18 protein-coding genes are annotated in these 15,528 nt (G+C 39.7%); 12 read left to right on the top strand and 6 right to left on the bottom strand.

The window, feature by feature from the left end:
• Positions 1–20: 20 nt before the first annotated feature.
• Genes VHO47_01270 through VHO47_01285 form a run of 4 tightly spaced genes read left to right on the top strand, consistent with a single transcriptional unit; the run spans position 21 to position 3,860 of the window.
• Positions 21–2,099: a polyribonucleotide nucleotidyltransferase gene (locus VHO47_01270; GenBank protein ID HEX2977728.1), complete on the top strand. Its 2,079-nt coding sequence runs from the start codon at positions 21–23 to the stop codon at positions 2,097–2,099.
• Between the two features lie 31 nt (positions 2,100–2,130).
• Entirely contained in the window at positions 2,131–2,895 is a 765-nt protein-coding gene (rph, locus tag VHO47_01275) for a ribonuclease PH (GenBank protein ID HEX2977729.1), read from the top strand.
• Positions 2,896–2,911: 16 nt separating this feature from the next.
• Positions 2,912–3,577 (top strand): hypothetical protein, encoded by a 666-nt coding sequence (locus VHO47_01280; protein ID HEX2977730.1) that lies wholly within the window; start codon positions 2,912–2,914, stop codon positions 3,575–3,577.
• Positions 3,567–3,860 (top strand): hypothetical protein, encoded by a 294-nt coding sequence (locus VHO47_01285; GenBank protein HEX2977731.1) that lies wholly within the window; start codon positions 3,567–3,569, stop codon positions 3,858–3,860. Before VHO47_01280 ends, VHO47_01285 begins: the two co-directional genes overlap by 11 nt.
• 1 nt (position 3,861) lies before the next feature.
• Here VHO47_01285 and VHO47_01290 read toward each other — a convergent pair whose 3' ends face one another.
• Both VHO47_01290 and VHO47_01295 read right to left on the bottom strand, forming a co-directional pair.
• Positions 3,862–5,079: a hypothetical protein gene (locus VHO47_01290; GenBank protein HEX2977732.1), complete on the bottom strand. Its 1,218-nt coding sequence runs from the start codon at positions 5,077–5,079 to the stop codon at positions 3,862–3,864.
• Between the two features lie 53 nt (positions 5,080–5,132).
• Positions 5,133–5,363 carry a hypothetical protein gene (locus VHO47_01295; protein ID HEX2977733.1) on the bottom strand — a complete coding sequence of 77 codons (231 nt, stop codon included), beginning with the start codon at positions 5,361–5,363 and terminating at the stop codon, positions 5,133–5,135.
• 152 nt (positions 5,364–5,515) lie between these two features.
• Here VHO47_01295 and VHO47_01300 point away from each other — a divergent pair, with 152 nt between their 5' ends.
• A complete protein-coding gene (locus VHO47_01300) occupies positions 5,516–5,854 on the top strand; it encodes a hypothetical protein (protein HEX2977734.1) in 339 nt (112 codons plus the stop codon).
• 6 nt (positions 5,855–5,860) lie between these two features.
• Here VHO47_01300 and VHO47_01305 read toward each other — a convergent pair whose 3' ends face one another.
• The 4 genes from VHO47_01305 to VHO47_01320 form a co-directional block, all read right to left on the bottom strand.
• Positions 5,861–6,490, bottom strand: coding sequence for a DUF502 domain-containing protein (locus VHO47_01305; protein ID HEX2977735.1), 630 nt, complete (start codon positions 6,488–6,490; stop codon positions 5,861–5,863).
• 68 nt (positions 6,491–6,558) lie between these two features.
• Positions 6,559–7,875, bottom strand: coding sequence for a hypothetical protein (locus VHO47_01310; protein HEX2977736.1), 1,317 nt, complete (start codon positions 7,873–7,875; stop codon positions 6,559–6,561).
• Positions 7,872–8,267 (bottom strand): hypothetical protein, encoded by a 396-nt coding sequence (locus VHO47_01315; GenBank protein HEX2977737.1) that lies wholly within the window; start codon positions 8,265–8,267, stop codon positions 7,872–7,874. Before VHO47_01315 ends, VHO47_01310 begins: the two co-directional genes overlap by 4 nt.
• Entirely contained in the window at positions 8,218–9,078 is an 861-nt protein-coding gene (locus tag VHO47_01320; GenBank protein HEX2977738.1) for a hypothetical protein, read from the bottom strand. The genes VHO47_01315 and VHO47_01320 overlap by 50 nt, the downstream gene beginning before the upstream one ends.
• Positions 9,079–9,291: 213 nt before the next feature.
• Between VHO47_01320 and VHO47_01325 the strand changes: the two genes are divergently transcribed.
• From VHO47_01325 to trpS, 7 genes are all read left to right on the top strand, one after another.
• Complete coding sequence (locus VHO47_01325) at positions 9,292–10,407, top strand: ATP-binding protein (GenBank protein HEX2977739.1); 1,116 nt, start codon at positions 9,292–9,294, stop codon at positions 10,405–10,407.
• Positions 10,407–12,308 carry a hypothetical protein gene (locus VHO47_01330; protein HEX2977740.1) on the top strand — a complete coding sequence of 634 codons (1,902 nt, stop codon included), beginning with the start codon at positions 10,407–10,409 and terminating at the stop codon, positions 12,306–12,308. Before VHO47_01325 ends, VHO47_01330 begins: the two co-directional genes overlap by 1 nt.
• Before the next feature lies 1 nt (position 12,309).
• Complete coding sequence (locus VHO47_01335; protein HEX2977741.1) at positions 12,310–12,888, top strand: hypothetical protein; 579 nt, start codon at positions 12,310–12,312, stop codon at positions 12,886–12,888.
• 31 nt (positions 12,889–12,919) lie between these two features.
• Positions 12,920–13,498: a hypothetical protein gene (locus VHO47_01340; GenBank protein HEX2977742.1), complete on the top strand. Its 579-nt coding sequence runs from the start codon at positions 12,920–12,922 to the stop codon at positions 13,496–13,498.
• Positions 13,499–13,524: 26 nt separating this feature from the next.
• Positions 13,525–13,722 (top strand): hypothetical protein, encoded by a 198-nt coding sequence (locus VHO47_01345; GenBank protein ID HEX2977743.1) that lies wholly within the window; start codon positions 13,525–13,527, stop codon positions 13,720–13,722.
• A gap of 26 nt (positions 13,723–13,748) precedes the next feature.
• Positions 13,749–14,342, top strand: a complete 594-nt coding sequence (locus tag VHO47_01350) for a hypothetical protein (GenBank protein HEX2977744.1) — start codon at positions 13,749–13,751, stop codon at positions 14,340–14,342.
• 153 nt (positions 14,343–14,495) lie between these two features.
• Complete coding sequence (gene trpS / locus VHO47_01355) at positions 14,496–15,503, top strand: tryptophan--tRNA ligase (GenBank protein ID HEX2977745.1); 1,008 nt, start codon at positions 14,496–14,498, stop codon at positions 15,501–15,503.
• The last annotated feature ends 25 nt before the right edge of the window (positions 15,504–15,528 follow it).

Raw genomic sequence — 15,528 nt, forward strand, 5'->3', positions numbered from 1 at the left:
ACGATATAAGGTCAAAATAAATGGTAAAAAAATTTAGGTTAGAAGAGTTTGGATACGAAGTAACCCTCAACAAATTTGCCCAACAAGCTGACGGAGCTGTGTGGTTTGCACAAGGTGGTACCGTCATATTGGCAACCGTTGTTTCCGCTCCTTCACCGGAGTTTCCAGGCTTTTTACCATTGACGGTTGATTATCGTGAGCAGTTTGCTGCTGCGGGTAAAATTCCGGGTGGCTATTATAAGCGCGAAGGAAGATTTACCGATAAAGAGATTTTGACCGGTCGCCTTATCGACCGCGCGATTCGTCCACTTTTCCCAGAAAATTATTTTAACCAAATTCAAAGTTTGGCAACCGTTTATTCTGTTGATAAAGAACATTCTCCGCACACTATTTCTCTTGTTGCGATGTCTTTAGCGCTCACCATTTCCAAAATCCCTTTCATGGGCCCTGTTGGAGCGGTGGAAGTTGCCCGCGTGAATGGTGAATGGATTTTTAATCCTACCTATTCGCAAACAAAAGAATCTGATGTGAAAATTATCGTCGCGGGAACTGCAGAAGGTATTTGTATGGTGGAAGGTTGCACCAACGAGATTTCTGAAGAGCAATTCCTGGACGTTCTTTTCAAAGCGCATGAAAAAATTAAAAAACAAGTTGCATGGCAAGAAGAAATTTGCCGTGAAGTTGGTGTGATGAAAGAAAGCATTGCCGACGGTATTGCATGGGCTGAGTGGAAAGAGCAAATTGAAGTGTTCTTAACGCCTGATAAAGTTTCAGCATGCTTCATCGCTGATAAAATTAAACGCGATCAAGTGATGTCACTTCTTTACGATCAAGCAAAAGCACATTTTGAGCCAATTGCTCAAGAGAAAAAAGTTTCAATGGCAGTTGTCGACTATGTTTATGACAACGTTCTTAAAGAAAAAATTACGCGCCTTATTTTTGAAAAAGGGCAACGTCTTGATGAACGAGATTTCGAACAAGTTCGTCAGATTTCAGTAGAAGTTGGCCTCTTGCCGTTTGCTCACGGATCAGGTTTATTCAAACGTGGTCGCACGCAAGTTCTTGCAAGCGTGACGATGGGTGGCGGTCAAGATGAGCAAAAAGTTGAAGATCTCATGGGCAATACGATAGAAAAATCGTTCATGCTTCATTATAACTTCCCATCATTCTCTGCAGGCGAAGTTCGCCCAAATCGCGGGCCAGGTCGCCGCGAAGTTGGCCACGGTTATCTAGCGGCATCGGCTTTGAGCCCAATGCTTCCAGATAAAGAACAATTCCCCTATACGATTCGTGTTGTAGCGGACGTTCTTGAATCAGATGGTTCAACCTCTATGGGAACTGTTTGTAGTTCAACAATGGCGCTTATGAATGCTGGTGTTCCAATTCGCAAAATGGTCAGTGGTATCGCTATGGGATTGCTTGGCAGCCCAACCGGTAAATTCCAAGCATTGACCGATATTAACGGTACCGAAGATGCGTACGGATTAATGGATTTTAAAGTAGCTGGTACCCAAGAGGGTATTACCGCTATCCAAATGGATATCAAATACAAAGGTGGTTTATCCCGTTCAGTGTTTGAAGCTGCTCTTGAGCAAGCTAAAAAAGGGCGTTTACACATTTTGCGCGAAATGCAAAAAGTGATGACAACCCCAAATCCATTATCTGATTTAGTACCAAAAGTTATTATGTTCAAAGTTGCAACTGATAAAATCGGTGCGATTATTGGTACAGGTGGCAAAGTTATTCGTGATATTATCGATAAAACTGGCACCACGATTGATATTGAAGATGATGGCTTGGTTAAAATCTACGGTGGCCCGGATGCTAAAGTTGAGCAAGCAATTAACTGGGTTAAATTGCTTGGCGGCTTGATCGAGAAGGGTAGTGTTCACGAAGGCAAAGTTAGACGTGTTGCTGAATTTGGACTCTTTGTTGAGTTGGTTCCTGGCCAAGACGGATTGGTACATATTTCTATGATTCCACGCGAAAAACAACGCGATCTGCAACGTGAATATCCGATCGATAGCGACGTTAAAGTCGAAGTTGTTGATTACGATCCAGCGACCGGCAGAATTCGTCTAAAATTGCTTGATCAATAAAAAATAAAAAAACCTTAGAGAGGGCCGCCATATGCATCGTTCGTATCAGCGGCTTTCTCATGAGGTTCGCCCTACTCGAGTTACCTATAACGTTTTTGATTATGCCGATGGCTCAGTTTTGCTTGAAATAGGCAAAACGCGTGTCATTTGCGGGGTCACCTTATCTTCAGGTGTTCCTCATTTTCTTAAAGGTAAACAGCAAGGTTGGCTCACTGCTTCTTATTCTCTATTGCCGACTTCAACAAAAAATCGTATTGAGCGTGAAAGTGCTGCAAAGCGCAATGAACGTTCGGTAGAAATTTCTCGTTTGATTGGTAGATCGCTGCGCACTATTATTAAATTCTCCGTTCTTGGTGAGCGCACGATCAATGTCGATTGTGATGTGCTGCAAGCTGATGGTGGTACGCGTGCTGCGTGTATAACTGCCGCAAGCATCGCATTGCGCATTGCACAAGATCGTTGGCTTTCGGGGCATGTGATTAAAGAGCCGGTCATGAGCGATGAGATTGCAGCATTGTCGGTTGGCGTTCAAAACGGTACCTGTTTAGTAGATTTAGATTTTGCTGAAGATAGCCAAGTTGCTGCAGATTTTAATTTCGTGTTCACCAAATCTGGTAAAATTATTGAAATTCAAGGAACTGCTGAGCGTGAACCACTATCTTGGCATGAGATAGAAAGAATGCGAGAACTTGCTTGGCAAGGAACGCAAACGCTTTTTGAATCGTGTAAACCTTCAGTTTCTAGTGCACCATCGGCCGAAACGCTGGGGCAAAAAATTCTCGAGCACAATTTCTAAACGAGAGAAATGTTGCATGAATCTTACCACTTTTATGCGCACGATCGAGCAGGCGCAGATCTATCAAGATTATGCGACGCTTGCGATCAAGGCACCCGAATACCCACTTCTTTTTTCTAGCGCACTGCTCAAAAAAATAAAACAACAAACCGGATTAGAATGCATTATGCTCGATCTTGAAGAGCGTGAGGATGCGAGCTTAAAAGCAGAGATTTCAGTCGGTTTTTTAGGGCAGCGTGTTCTTTATTGGCTTGGGGATTTGAGTCGTTTAGAAAATAAGCGGCACAAAGCACTTCTTCAATTTTTTTCTGCATACCGCGGGCCGCATTTGGTTGCTTTTTATAGCGATTTGATTGAGTCATCATCAAACCAACAGTTGATTATCGAGTTAAAAGAAAAAGTTACGCGTGAAGAATTATCCTCACTTGCTGTTTGCGTAATGAATTCAACCGACACGAAACATCTTGAAGCACTTTTAACGCAGCATGAAACGTATTCGATTGAAGCTGGCTGTTTGCTGATTCAATATGCAAGTATTATGAGTCGCCCCATGGTGCACGATTTTCAAATAAAATGGTTAACGCAGCTTGTCGCCGGAGAAAGTTCGCTTTTTACCCTCAGTGGCCATTTTTTTTCAGGAAACCAAAAAATCTTTTTTTTCTCAATGGCAGTTGCTGCGTGAAACGTATCCAGATATTTTTTGGATTACGTTTTGGTCGGAGCAACTTTTTCGTGCCGCTTCATTTATTGAATTAATGCGAGCAAATGAACAGGTGCAAGCCAAAAAAATCGCATTTCGTTTGCCATTTACCTTTATTAAAGGTGCATGGCAACAATACAGCGTTACGCAATTGCAAAAAGCGCACGATTTTTTGTATCGCGTTGATGGTTCTTTCAAGCAAGGCGGCCAGCCTTTTTCACTCGAACTTTTTTATTTAAAATTTTTCTTACAAGAATTTAAATAAATTAAAAACGTTCAAGTAGCGGTCGCAACGAGAGAAATTCATATTCTTTTATTTCACGCCCGATTGATCCATCAGCTTTTTTCATAATGAGCGTGCCGTTATTTGCCATAAGCTCTTGTAATTCTTTGTACGTCCAAACGTCTTGAAAAAGCTCAGCGAGCTTAAACTCTTTCAATGCGCCGTAGCCAAATTGATACCCAGCAATCGCAATGATTTTATTATGCCGGACACTACTGATAACCAATAATCCGCCTGGGATCCAAAGTAAATCACCTTTCTTTAACGATTCATATTCGGGCACCTTTTTTAGATGAGTGCGGGCAGTTGTCGTATTTTTGAAAAAGTAAGGAATTTGGCAAATCTGCGCTGCGCGCAGTATTAGGCCTGATGTATCAAAGCCGGCAAGCGGATAAAGTTGATGGTGGATCGACCAATACCATGCTTTTTTTCCTGTGGGGCTGAGTTTTTCTTTGAGCGAAAATTGAAAGCGTGGATAGAAATGCGTGAGCGATGCGCCGCCCCAAATAAAAGGGACTTTTCCCTCTGGCCGATGAGCCCAATCGGAAAGGAGCGAAACAAATGCTTCTAGTTTATCAGAGCTTTTTTCGTATGAAATTGGGGCAATCACCTTGTCTGGAATATGCACCGTTTGGAAAAAATGATGGCTCGGATCATAAATCCAGGCGATGAACGATGATTTATGCGGCACAGCTATAAAGCGAGTTCCAGCCGAATAGGTACGGTTGGTCGCATCATCATAGAAGGGAAGCTTGAGCGTAATCGTGATCAAATCGTTTGCAGAGTTTGTTTCTTGCCCAAAAGACTTTGGAATATACGATGCTGATAAATTTCGGCGTTTTAATTCTGTAAGTGGCAAAATGTATCGTTTGAGCGTCCAATATTGATTTGATTCATTTGAATTTTTATCTTCATAGATAGCGGCGGGCGATTCAACGAGCACTTGTTGATCTTGTTCTCTTATAATGGTGACTTGTTCATTGAAAAGAAATTGATGAATACGCGGACAAATGATTTTGTCTTCTGCTGATGGTCCCCAAGAAGCGCACATGCAATTATAATCATTAATAGCAGATTCAGCATCAATTGGTGCTCCGACTGCATTAGCAACCGGCACAATGATAAAAGCTTTTTGTGGCAAAGTGGAGTGGGTTATTAAAATAAATGTGAAAAAAAGAGAACGAAAAGAACGATTCATCATAGAGTGCTCCTTAATGATGCATTCCCCCAGATCCGTAGCATACCATCAATATTCTAAAAAAGGTACGGCTTCGTTAACTCTTCGCTCGAGCCTTTCTCATAAGCTTCGATAATATTTTGCGCTAAATCTGGATTGATTACGTTATTTTCTTTAAGTACTACGATCTGTGTTAAGTATATCGTGTGAGCAACGAGCACAGCCGGATTGTTGAACGAAAAAAGCTGTTTTCTTTGCGGTATTTGGTTATTGGTTGACTTTTGTGGTAATTTTCTTTGATTATCCATGGAAAAAATATTTACAGAGAAAAGAAGGAATAATAAGGAGGTCAGAATTTTCATAAAACAGTTCGGCTTTTGGTTTGATTTTACTTTTGACTATTATAATGTTTGCTTGTGTAGTATAAAAATGTGGATTAAAAATTACAATGAGAGAAAAAATGAAGCACGCATTAAAAAAATTTTCTAAACAGATACTTTTTACAGCAATCCTAATTTTATCGTGCACAAATAAATGCTCTTTAAAAGATGAGCAGAAAATACAGGAGGCAAAAGATACCGCTGAGGTAGATCTTTTACCAAAAAGAGTTAATCGAAACGATTTACAAAAAGAAATAGTGCAATTAAAAAAACAACTTGAAACAATCGATGAACAAATAAAGAAGATGAGCAATCAGATAAAACGCCGTTCACGCCCGGTCGCAATTAAAAAACTTAAGCGCCAAGCGGGGCAGGTTCAGGAGCGTATAGAAAAAATAGAAGGCGAGCTTTCGCGATAAAAACACTTATTTTTTTGCAAATCGATCTGGCTGAATAATGCCGCCAGAAATAATAAGACTCATCGCTTCTTGGCGCGAAAGATCTACGGTGCGTATTTCTTGCTCCGGAACCGCAATAAGAAATCCAGTGGTTGGGTTTGGCGTTGTAGGAATAAATACTTTGAAAAAACGTTGTGCCTTATTTGGGCTAATTTCTGTGGGAACTTCGCTTGTTAAAAATCCAATGCTATAGACCCCTGTGCGCGGAAACTCAACCATCACCACATTTTGAAACGTCAACTTATCTTGACCAGTGAACGCTTGAACAAGCTGTTTAATGCCAGAATAGACCGGATTAAAAAGTGGAACGCGCGCAACGATCGATTCTAAAAAAAGCAAAAATCTCTTTAAGAAAAAGATTTTAAAAATTGCGCCGACAAGCAAGATAAGCAAGAGTACCAAAATAATTTCTGAATGCGGAATCGATTGCAGGTACGCAGGCTCAACGCGATAAATAGGCGCGAGCCATCCCTTAAGTAATCTAAAAGCGACATTAAATACCCCAATCGTGAGCGTTATGGGGAGTAAAACTAATAGACCATTAAAGAAAATCGATTTAAAAAAATCGAATAAGTTGGCAATGAACGATTTTTCCATTTGTATCCCCTATAAATCTAAAATTAAGATTCTGTACCCGCTCTCTATAAAAAATATTTTGGAGAAATTTATGAAATTTCTTTTTGCAACGTTTGCGATAATAGTCTACCAAGGGTTTGCGCGTGATCGCAATCATCATCCTCGATCATAATACGCAGGAGTGGTTCAGTTCCTGAATAGCGAACTAATAGTCTTCCGTTATGAAGTTGGTTTGTCGTGTGTTCAATAATATCTCGCAATGGCGACTCAGATAAATCGCGCCGATTTTTTACCGGAATATTAATAATAATTTGCGGAAATTTTGTGAACGTATTCATTTCCCAATTGCCGGAATGAATTATTGCTTGCGCGACGCGCAGTGCAGTAAATATGCCGTCGCCCGTTGGTAAATAGTCGTTCAAAATAATATGGCCAGATGGCTCCCCTCCAATAAGAAGTTTTCGCGCCGCTAATTGTTCCGCAATATATTTATCGCCAACTGGCGTGCGCAATAATTCGATCGATCGCTCTTTAAGGTATACTTCAAACCCTTGGTTGGTCATGACGGTGCCGACAACCATTTTGGTTTTTTTATAAAGCGGATGGCTCAGGAGGAGCGCTAAAATATCATCACCGTTTTTCAATTGGCCGTACATGTTAACCGCCATAACCCGATCGCCGTCCCCATCGAAAGCAAATCCCATATCTGCTTGGTGATCAACAACCGCTTTTTGCAGTGCTTGCGTATGCAATGCGCCGCATTGTTTATTAATATTTATACCGTTTGGGTGATCAAAAAGAGTAATTACTTGCGCACCAAGAGTGCTGAAAATTTCCGGGGCGATCCCTGAAGCTGCACCGTGCGCGCAATCAAGAATAATTTTTTTTCCTGCAAGAAGTGATGCATCAAAATGATGCTTAATTATCGATTGATATTCTTGAATAGCATTATCCATCACGTATTGCGTGCCAAGCGCTGCGTAATTAAATTCTTTTGGTGCAATGATGAGTTCAGAAAGCGCCTTTTCATCCGCAGCGGTTAATTTCCCAGTCGTTGCATCAATAATTTTAATACCATTATCGTGATACGGATTGTGTGAAGCTGAAATCATGATAGCCGCATCAAACTGTTGCTGTTTGCGCATCAGCGCCAGGACTGCAGGGCTTGTAAGTACCTGCGCATCGTGCACTGCAATGGGATGCAAAAATAAACCACTCTTTATTACCGATTTAACAAGCGAACAAGAAATGCGCGTATCGTGCGCGAGCAAAAGCGTCGGTGTGGGGCCATAGCGTTGTATTGCCCATGCGCCGAGTGCGTAGCCGATCGATAATAACGTTTCGACCGTAAACGGTTCATCTCCTACTTTCGCGCGAATGCCATCGGTGCCAAAAAATGAGTTCATGCTGGTTGTTCCTGTGCGCTGACATTGACCGAAATTAATGACGGAGAACAGTGTAGCAGTTTAACTTCATCAGGTACAAAAAAATTATCTTGTGTAATTGCAATATGATGCGTGCCGATAACAAGATCGCGACCACTTAAATGAATAGCATCAAAATGCGCCGCCGTTTTTTTCAAAACGTTTCGTTTTGCTGCGATTGTAAGTGTAATCGATTGCGGTGCTTGAATACACAGTCCTTCAGGAACATCAAACCATGCAATTGGCATAGTGATTGATTGTTCGATCATATGCGATTGGCTTAAAAGATACCAAAACGCGTAGCCGGTGAGCAGTGAAAAAGTTTTAAGAACGAGGTTGCTCGTGAACGCCTGTTTTATCTGAACGAATTTCATACGATTCTCCTTGAACTTTATGTGCCGTGTGAACAATGCTCAGTTGTTGCTTCAAAAATAAATGAGCTTGTTTAGTAGTTAATTGTTCCATTACCGATCCATTTGCTACGACGGTGCATCCTGCCGATGCTGGTTGCATAATAAGTACGAGCGCATCGGTTTTTTGCGTCAGCATTTCAGCGCTTGCAATAAAATGGTGAATATCATGGGGATTGCCGGTGCGCTGTGTAGTATGTGCATTGAACGATGCATTAATACCAAAAAGTATACCCGATTGGCAAATGAGTAATGCGCAGCTTTGATCAAATAAACCGCTTTCTACCACGAATGGTAAGAGTGATGGTTGCAGCGGCGCATTGATGTGTAGTTCGCATTCAAGAAGCGGATGCAATGCATCTCGCTGCTCAATAATGCATAAAAAAGATTTTCCAAGAGAACGAGCATGAAGCGCCGCGCGTACTACTAAATCGATCCAATCATCGTGCGCTGTGGGCATGAGCGGTTGAGTTTTTTTGAACGTGATGAGTTGTTTTTGTAATGATTGTTGGTGCGCGAGCATTAAAAGCATGATGATGCCGGGGCTATACAATAAAATAAACGTCATGATGGTATCGAGTTGTGCGTACGCAGCAACGAGCATTAAAACGCATGAAGCAATAAAGGAAAAAAGAAGAGGGGACGATCGATCTTTTTTGAGCCACGTGCTGATGGAAAAAATAATGGCTGCAAAGAAGAAAATCTCAAAAACATCTTTGAGGCAATAGATATTACTTTGATTAATAATCATGATCATGGTATGCCACATATTCATTGCTACTCCTGCTTTTTGGTGAGAGCCTATCTTTTCTTTTCTATTCCTACAAGAAGAATTTACCGAGTGCAATCTTATCGATTTTAAAAAAAATGATGCCTGCAATGGTGGGTTTGTTTTTCAGTGAACTTTTTTTCAAAAGCGTTATACTGCAGGGCAGATTCATTACATTGTTATTTTATTTAGACGGATTTTATAAACTTCAGGAAAATTATGAGCATCATCAGAAGTACACAAAAAAACGTTTTACTTACTATGTTTTTAATTGCAAGCACTATTAATGCGGAGTCGGCTGGGATGCCAAAATTAGAAACAGATGAATGGCTCAATAGATTTGATCATATTTTGAAAAATTTGCCGCAAGAGGAGTTGTTGAGGGCGTTGGCTGAGAGGCAAAAATGGAAGACGGTCCAAGCTATAGCTAAAACTACGGAAACTCAAAAGCCGGAAGATAGCGAAGCGCATTATTATTCGCCAAAATTCCCGGCCGAACTTTCAAGTGAAGAAAAAAAGCTCGATGTCTATAAACGAATAGCAAGAAAATATATAGGTACATTACCATCACATGTCGAGGATCTGGTTTCGTACTTTAAATACCATAAAGAATGTGTAGAGCAAAACGTTTCTATACATAATAAGTTGCTCTTACATGGCAAGCCGGGCACGGGCAAAACGCATCTGGTTAAAGTTCTTTCTCAAGAATTGCAAATTCCTCTATTATCGTTTTCTGCATCATTTTTTGGCGATAAATATATCGGTGAATCATCACGAAAAATCAGACGTGCATTTGAAGCAGCAAAAAATTTATATAGTCCCGTTCTGGTCTTTATTGATGAGATTGATGCTCTTGCCACTAAAAGAAGAGATAATACGCATGAAGAGCACAGAGCTACGTTAATAACTTTGCTTACTGAATTACAGGAGCTGCAAGATAATAAAAATATTTTTTTTATTGTCGCAACCAACGATTTAGAAGCACTAGATCCAGCAGTTAAAGATAGATTTTCAGGATCGGTGTGTGAGATCAAGGAATTGGATAAAGTTGAAAAGGCAAAATTGTATCAAAAAGCTTTTTTAGATCGAGGAATGGAAATTGATGAAGAATTTGCGCAATGCTTAGCAGCTGTTACAGCTAAAGAATTTTCTAATCGAGATGTGGAATACATAGCGACGACAACGATTCTAAAGCGATTTTTAGATAGTAAGAAAGATCCTGAAGAATGCAAAAATAAGGGTCTGTGCTCTTATGCAAGAAAATCAATTGATTCGACCGGAAAAAAAGCAAGCTTTTATAATATTCTGACGCAAACATATTGCGATGGAATATAATGAAATATATCTACAACAAAATAATTATTGTATTCTCATTTTTTATTTGCACTCTTGGAGCTGAAGAAAAAGGAAGCTCTGCTAACTTTAGTCCAGCAGCATCAAATACTACTCAATCAAATCAGTCGACTACGGCAGCGGTTCAATCAAGCCAGGCCGCGGCGCTAGAAGCTCAATCGAAACAGTCGTCCACTGATAAAAATAAAAACTATGGAAGTGATGATTCCGATTCATCTTCATCAGGGAAGGCTAATTCTAGCAGAAATTCCTACTCAGGCGTAATGGTGATGTGCAAAGCACAGAGTAGTAGTTCCAAAGCAAATTATACAGCGATTGATAATTATATTGCGGATAAATATTGGAAAATCGCTGAAGACAGAATTGCAGCGCAAAAAGCAGCGGACATTGCCAAAGCTGAGGTAAGTTCTTCGGCAAAATCGAAATATGAAGATTTTCTCGAGAGGGTTAGCAATAGACAAAGCAGCATCTCAAATAATCTTTCAAAGGATGTATATGGGGGCTACAAAAATAATACTTCTTACCGCGATGTTTTTTTCAAGTATATTGCTGCTGCGAGTGCTTCGAGAAATAGCAACGCGAACTCGCGACCTGAATCTGAACTAGTTAATAACAGTATCTCGCCGCAGGCTGCATTCGAAATAGGTTATAAAGCGCTTGAGCTAGCAGATAAATACTGGTCAGTTATTAAAACAACTGCTGCGGGCGCAGCAATAGTTTATGGTACGAGCAAGAATAAACAGGACCATGCCTATAATTCTTATAATAACAACACCACATCGGTTAAAAGTGCTGCGCATGCAGCATTGCATACCTATAATCGCGATCACGGTTATACCAATTCAAGCCTTTCGGCCACTGATAAAGTCGATAAGGTGTATACCACAGAGGAAATTTACGAACTGCGGGTAAAAGGAGTTGATTCGCGGATATTGACAGTTGATGCGCAAGGTAATCCTATCCTTGATGAATCATCTCCAATCTATCCAGTCCCTATGACGTTGAGCGATTTAGAACGGTCGAACCAATTATATCCCGGCCCAAATGGTTTTACTCTGATAGCGCCTTATAGGAACGATGGAAATCTATATGAAGCAGTTTTTCCTAAACCTGACTATTTAAATAAACCATTTCTGTATGGAGACCAAATTTCTTCTCAACAAACTGAGCCGCCGAAAAAAATAGATACACCGAATCATTCAGCTTCTGAATCAACTCAAGAAAGTGTTCCTGCTAAAGAAAAAGAACCAGTTAGCCAAGTATCAAATGAGCCGAATGAAGATGGAGAAAATGAGCAGTTGAAAGATGCCAATGCTCTCCAGGTAATTGAAAGTAATGCGCCACCCAAGAAGATGAAGATTTTGGTGCACACAACAATGGGGCATCAAAATCCTGCCAAAAAGAAAATGGATCCCCCAAGAAATGAGGATAGCGATAGCGATTCCCGTGTCGTTAGTGCCGCTTGCGATGGTGGCATGCCGCCAGATCCTAATGATCCTAATAATTGGAAAAATAAGAAAAAGAAAAAAAAATTTGATGAATCAGAAACTGAAAAATTTAAGAAAGCATTAGAATATGCCAGGAATCCAAATAAATTAAGGCATTATTTTGAAAATAGTCAACACGACCACGGATTCGATGAAATGTTAGATAAATTAGGTGGACGAAATGATATTGCAGCTCAAACAAAATTGGTTGAAGAAGTTATACTGGAAAGAATGAGAATAGGGAGTCTTCCGTTCGAAGGTAGTTGGAATGAAGTCGAAGTAAATTTGTATGGTGAAAAAATTACAGTGCGATGCTTCAGTGGGGATCAGGTATTGAAAATTAGCACGATGTTTATTAAGACAAAATTTAAGCCTCGAATAAACAAGGTAACATGAAATGAATTGGAAAGAGGAACTAAAAAAACTAGAAGATGCAAGAGAGTGGGATGAAGCGATAGCTTTTATGCAAAAAGTTATAGATAAAAATCCAGATAATATGGATGCATATATGTTTATGAACTATTTACTTATAAATTTACTCGTTGAAGATCCAGATCGGGATATTTCATACGTTGCTAAATATGCGCCGCTGGCGAAATGGTATTTTGATGAATCATACGCAAAATTTTCTGAAAATGCCGAATATTTGTACATTACCGCAACTATTGGGGTAATCGGAGATTTCTTTTGGAAGCTTGATCTAAAAGACATTGATAAAATGTTTAGAAAAGCAAATATACTCGCCTCTAATAACCTCGTTTATAAAGATTTGTATTATTATGATCTACGATCACAAAATGCCCAACACCCTGAACTTATTGCATATTGCAAGATGATATTAAGTGAAAATTCTCCCATCAAAGAACAATTTCAAGACAAAGGCTCACTTGGTAAATATATTATTGGATTAAAAGAAGGATGGTGTGAGGGAGTATTATATAACGCTTCTAAATTAAGTACTCATCAGCGCAAATGATCTTTGTTAATCGTTCTCTTGTAGGTATAGAATGAGTTGGAAAGATCATTTAAAAAAAATGGAATTTGCTAAAAATTGGGACGCTGCAATTCAATTTATGCAAGGTGCAATTAGCGAAGACCCAAACATTATTGATAAATATCTCTTTATAAATTACTTATTAATAAATTTATTAGTTGAAGAAGAATATGATAAAAGCAAGCAGAAGTATTATAAGACTTTAGCAAAATGGTATTTTGATGAAGCATATTCAAAGTTTTGTGAAAACGCCGAATTTTTGTATTTGACAGCAAAAACTGCGGTCATGAGCGAATGGTTCTTTGGAATAACCGATGATGACTATCGTAGAATGTTAGAAAAAGCGCATGATATAGAGCCTCAAAATCCTCTTTATCAAGAATCATGCTTTTATGATCTTGAAAGTAAAAATCCCGAAAGCGATGAGCTTATCTCATACGCAAAGATGGTATTGAGTGTTAATTCTCCAATCAAAAAGCAATTGAGTAACAAAGGAGCTTTGGGCGAATATATAATGGAACTGCAACAGGGCTGGGCCCAGGATGTATTAAAGGTTGCCGATCGTTTAAAAAGACAGAAAAACCAAAATTGAGAACTGAAAATAAACATGCTAAAGCAATGCAAAATAAATTGACAAGCTTACAGGCATTTAATGCAATGCGAAAATTCTTAGAGCTATATTATACACAAACAAGCTCAGATGAAGTGGGCTCATTGCTCGGCGATTTACAAATTCTAAAAGATGGTAAAACTGCTGACCCCGCTGCCTGGAATGATTGGATTGGCTGTGTTGAAGAAATCTTGAAACGGGACTAGGTGGTTTGTATAAGGTAACGCTGAGAATGAAACAAGTATTGATTACTTTGGAAATTGATGAAAACAAATTTATTGAGATATATTTTCCAGATATGGAAAACAAGTTTAACTATTATTATGAACCGACAGAGAGATTCCATAGATTTGATGAAATAACGATCGATTATCGGAATGGGGGTTCCATTAATCTTTATCATGATGTTCTCGATGATGGGCCAAATGCTTTATATTTAACTTTGCAAAGTGTGCAGCAAAAAACTTGCGAACTTCCTTGTTGGATTGAGATTGGAGATTTGGTTCGTTGTTTAAACGAATCGCATGAGGATGGAGCAGAGCAAAAATATAAAGATATAGATTTCAGCAATTTTTGGCTGTGGTCGACGGCTGGTGGGGCGCAATCGTTCGTATATACGCGAAATGGCAAAATATACTTGGAGATTGGATATATCTATAAATGGCATAGTCGAGAGCGAAAGGATTCTGATACCGATTTTATTTCATACGAAGAATTTGCGAAAAATTATAAACCAATCTTAATTCAAGAAATAACTGATGAAACGGCACAAGAATGGTCTGCTCAGTGCGAAACCTGGCTCAAGGAAGTTGGATGGCTTGATTAATCGCTCTTTCAAACAAAATTAGCAAAGTCTTTTTTCAAATATGCTCATTCAAGAATTAAATGAGTTCAATTTTTAGTGCCAACGATTTCGGGGCGCGATATACTTTAGCTCATATAAAACTTTTTAATAAAATTGTGCGCTGAAAGGATATTAATGAGTAAAGAGAAAATTGTTCTGACGGGTGATCGCCCATCGGGGCCGCTGCATATTGGCCATTATGTTGGCTCACTCGCAAATCGGCTCATCTTGCAGCAAAAATACAAGCAATATGTAATGATTGCTGATGTGCAGGCACTCACCGATAATTTTGAAACGCCGCAAAAAGTGCGCGAAAATGTCGTTGAAGTAGCTCTCGATTATTTAGCTGTCGGTATCGATCCTGAGAAAACAACTATATTTATTCAATCGATGATTCCTGAAATTGCGGATCTGACGATTTATTATCTTAACTTGGTAACGGTTAATCGATTGCGAAGAAACCCGACGGTGAAAGCTGAAATTCAGCAAAAAGGGTATGGCGAAAATGTTACTGCTGGATTTTTAATGTACCCGGTCAGCCAAGCTGCAGATATCACGTGCGTGCGAGCAAATATCGTGCCCGTTGGCGAAGATCAACTGCCGATGATTGAGCAAACAAATGAAATTGTACGCACATTTAATCGCATTTATCGCAGCGAAGCACTTGTAGAAGTAGAAGCGATGGTGCCAAAATTTGCGCGGTTGCCAGGAATTGATGGGAAGGCAAAAATGAGTAAATCGCTTGGCAATGCTATTTATCTTTCAGATCCTGCAGACGTTGTGCAAAAGAAAGTGATGAGCATGTACACCGATGCAAATCATTTACGCGTTGAAGATCCGGGCCAGATAGAGGGAAACACTGTTTTTGAATATCTCGATGCGTTCGATCCGGATGTAGTGAGCGTAGAGAAAATGAAAGAGCATTATCGCAAAGGTGGGCTTGGCGATGTGGTCGTTAAGCGTCGCTTGCTTGAAGTAATGCAAGCATTTTTAGAACCGGTACGCCGTCGTCGCGCAGAGCTTGCTGGAGATAAAAACGCGGTGATGCAAATCCTCAAAAAAGGTACGGAAGAAACGCGTGAAGTTGCAGCGCAAACACTTGCGCATGTAAAGAAAGCAATGCACCTAGACTATTTTATATAATGCTAACGCATTATTATTTAAGGAG

This window comes from Candidatus Babeliales bacterium, from assembly GCA_036260945.1.
In the GTDB taxonomy this organism is placed as follows: domain Bacteria; phylum Babelota; class Babeliae; order Babelales; family JACPOV01; genus JACPOV01.

Coding starts and splice junctions, on each gene's coding strand:
- VHO47_01310 (HEX2977736.1), bottom strand. CDS start 7,875: ATGAACTCATTTTTTGGCACCGATGGCATTCGCGCGAAAGTAGGAGAT.
- VHO47_01300 (HEX2977734.1), top strand. CDS start 5,516: ATGAAGCACGCATTAAAAAAATTTTCTAAACAGATACTTTTTACAGCA.
- VHO47_01295 (HEX2977733.1), bottom strand. CDS start 5,363: ATGGATAATCAAAGAAAATTACCACAAAAGTCAACCAATAACCAAATA.
- rph (HEX2977729.1), top strand. CDS start 2,131: ATGCATCGTTCGTATCAGCGGCTTTCTCATGAGGTTCGCCCTACTCGA.
- trpS (HEX2977745.1), top strand. CDS start 14,496: ATGAGTAAAGAGAAAATTGTTCTGACGGGTGATCGCCCATCGGGGCCG.
- VHO47_01315 (HEX2977737.1), bottom strand. CDS start 8,267: ATGAAATTCGTTCAGATAAAACAGGCGTTCACGAGCAACCTCGTTCTT.
- VHO47_01270 (HEX2977728.1), top strand. CDS start 21: ATGGTAAAAAAATTTAGGTTAGAAGAGTTTGGATACGAAGTAACCCTC.
- VHO47_01290 (HEX2977732.1), bottom strand. CDS start 5,079: ATGATGAATCGTTCTTTTCGTTCTCTTTTTTTCACATTTATTTTAATA.
- VHO47_01340 (HEX2977742.1), top strand. CDS start 12,920: ATGAGTTGGAAAGATCATTTAAAAAAAATGGAATTTGCTAAAAATTGG.
- VHO47_01280 (HEX2977730.1), top strand. CDS start 2,912: ATGAATCTTACCACTTTTATGCGCACGATCGAGCAGGCGCAGATCTAT.
- VHO47_01350 (HEX2977744.1), top strand. CDS start 13,749: ATGAAACAAGTATTGATTACTTTGGAAATTGATGAAAACAAATTTATT.
- VHO47_01320 (HEX2977738.1), bottom strand. CDS start 9,078: ATGAATATGTGGCATACCATGATCATGATTATTAATCAAAGTAATATC.
- VHO47_01305 (HEX2977735.1), bottom strand. CDS start 6,490: ATGGAAAAATCGTTCATTGCCAACTTATTCGATTTTTTTAAATCGATT.
- VHO47_01325 (HEX2977739.1), top strand. CDS start 9,292: ATGAGCATCATCAGAAGTACACAAAAAAACGTTTTACTTACTATGTTT.
- VHO47_01345 (HEX2977743.1), top strand. CDS start 13,525: ATGCAAAATAAATTGACAAGCTTACAGGCATTTAATGCAATGCGAAAA.
- VHO47_01335 (HEX2977741.1), top strand. CDS start 12,310: ATGAATTGGAAAGAGGAACTAAAAAAACTAGAAGATGCAAGAGAGTGG.
- VHO47_01330 (HEX2977740.1), top strand. CDS start 10,407: ATGAAATATATCTACAACAAAATAATTATTGTATTCTCATTTTTTATT.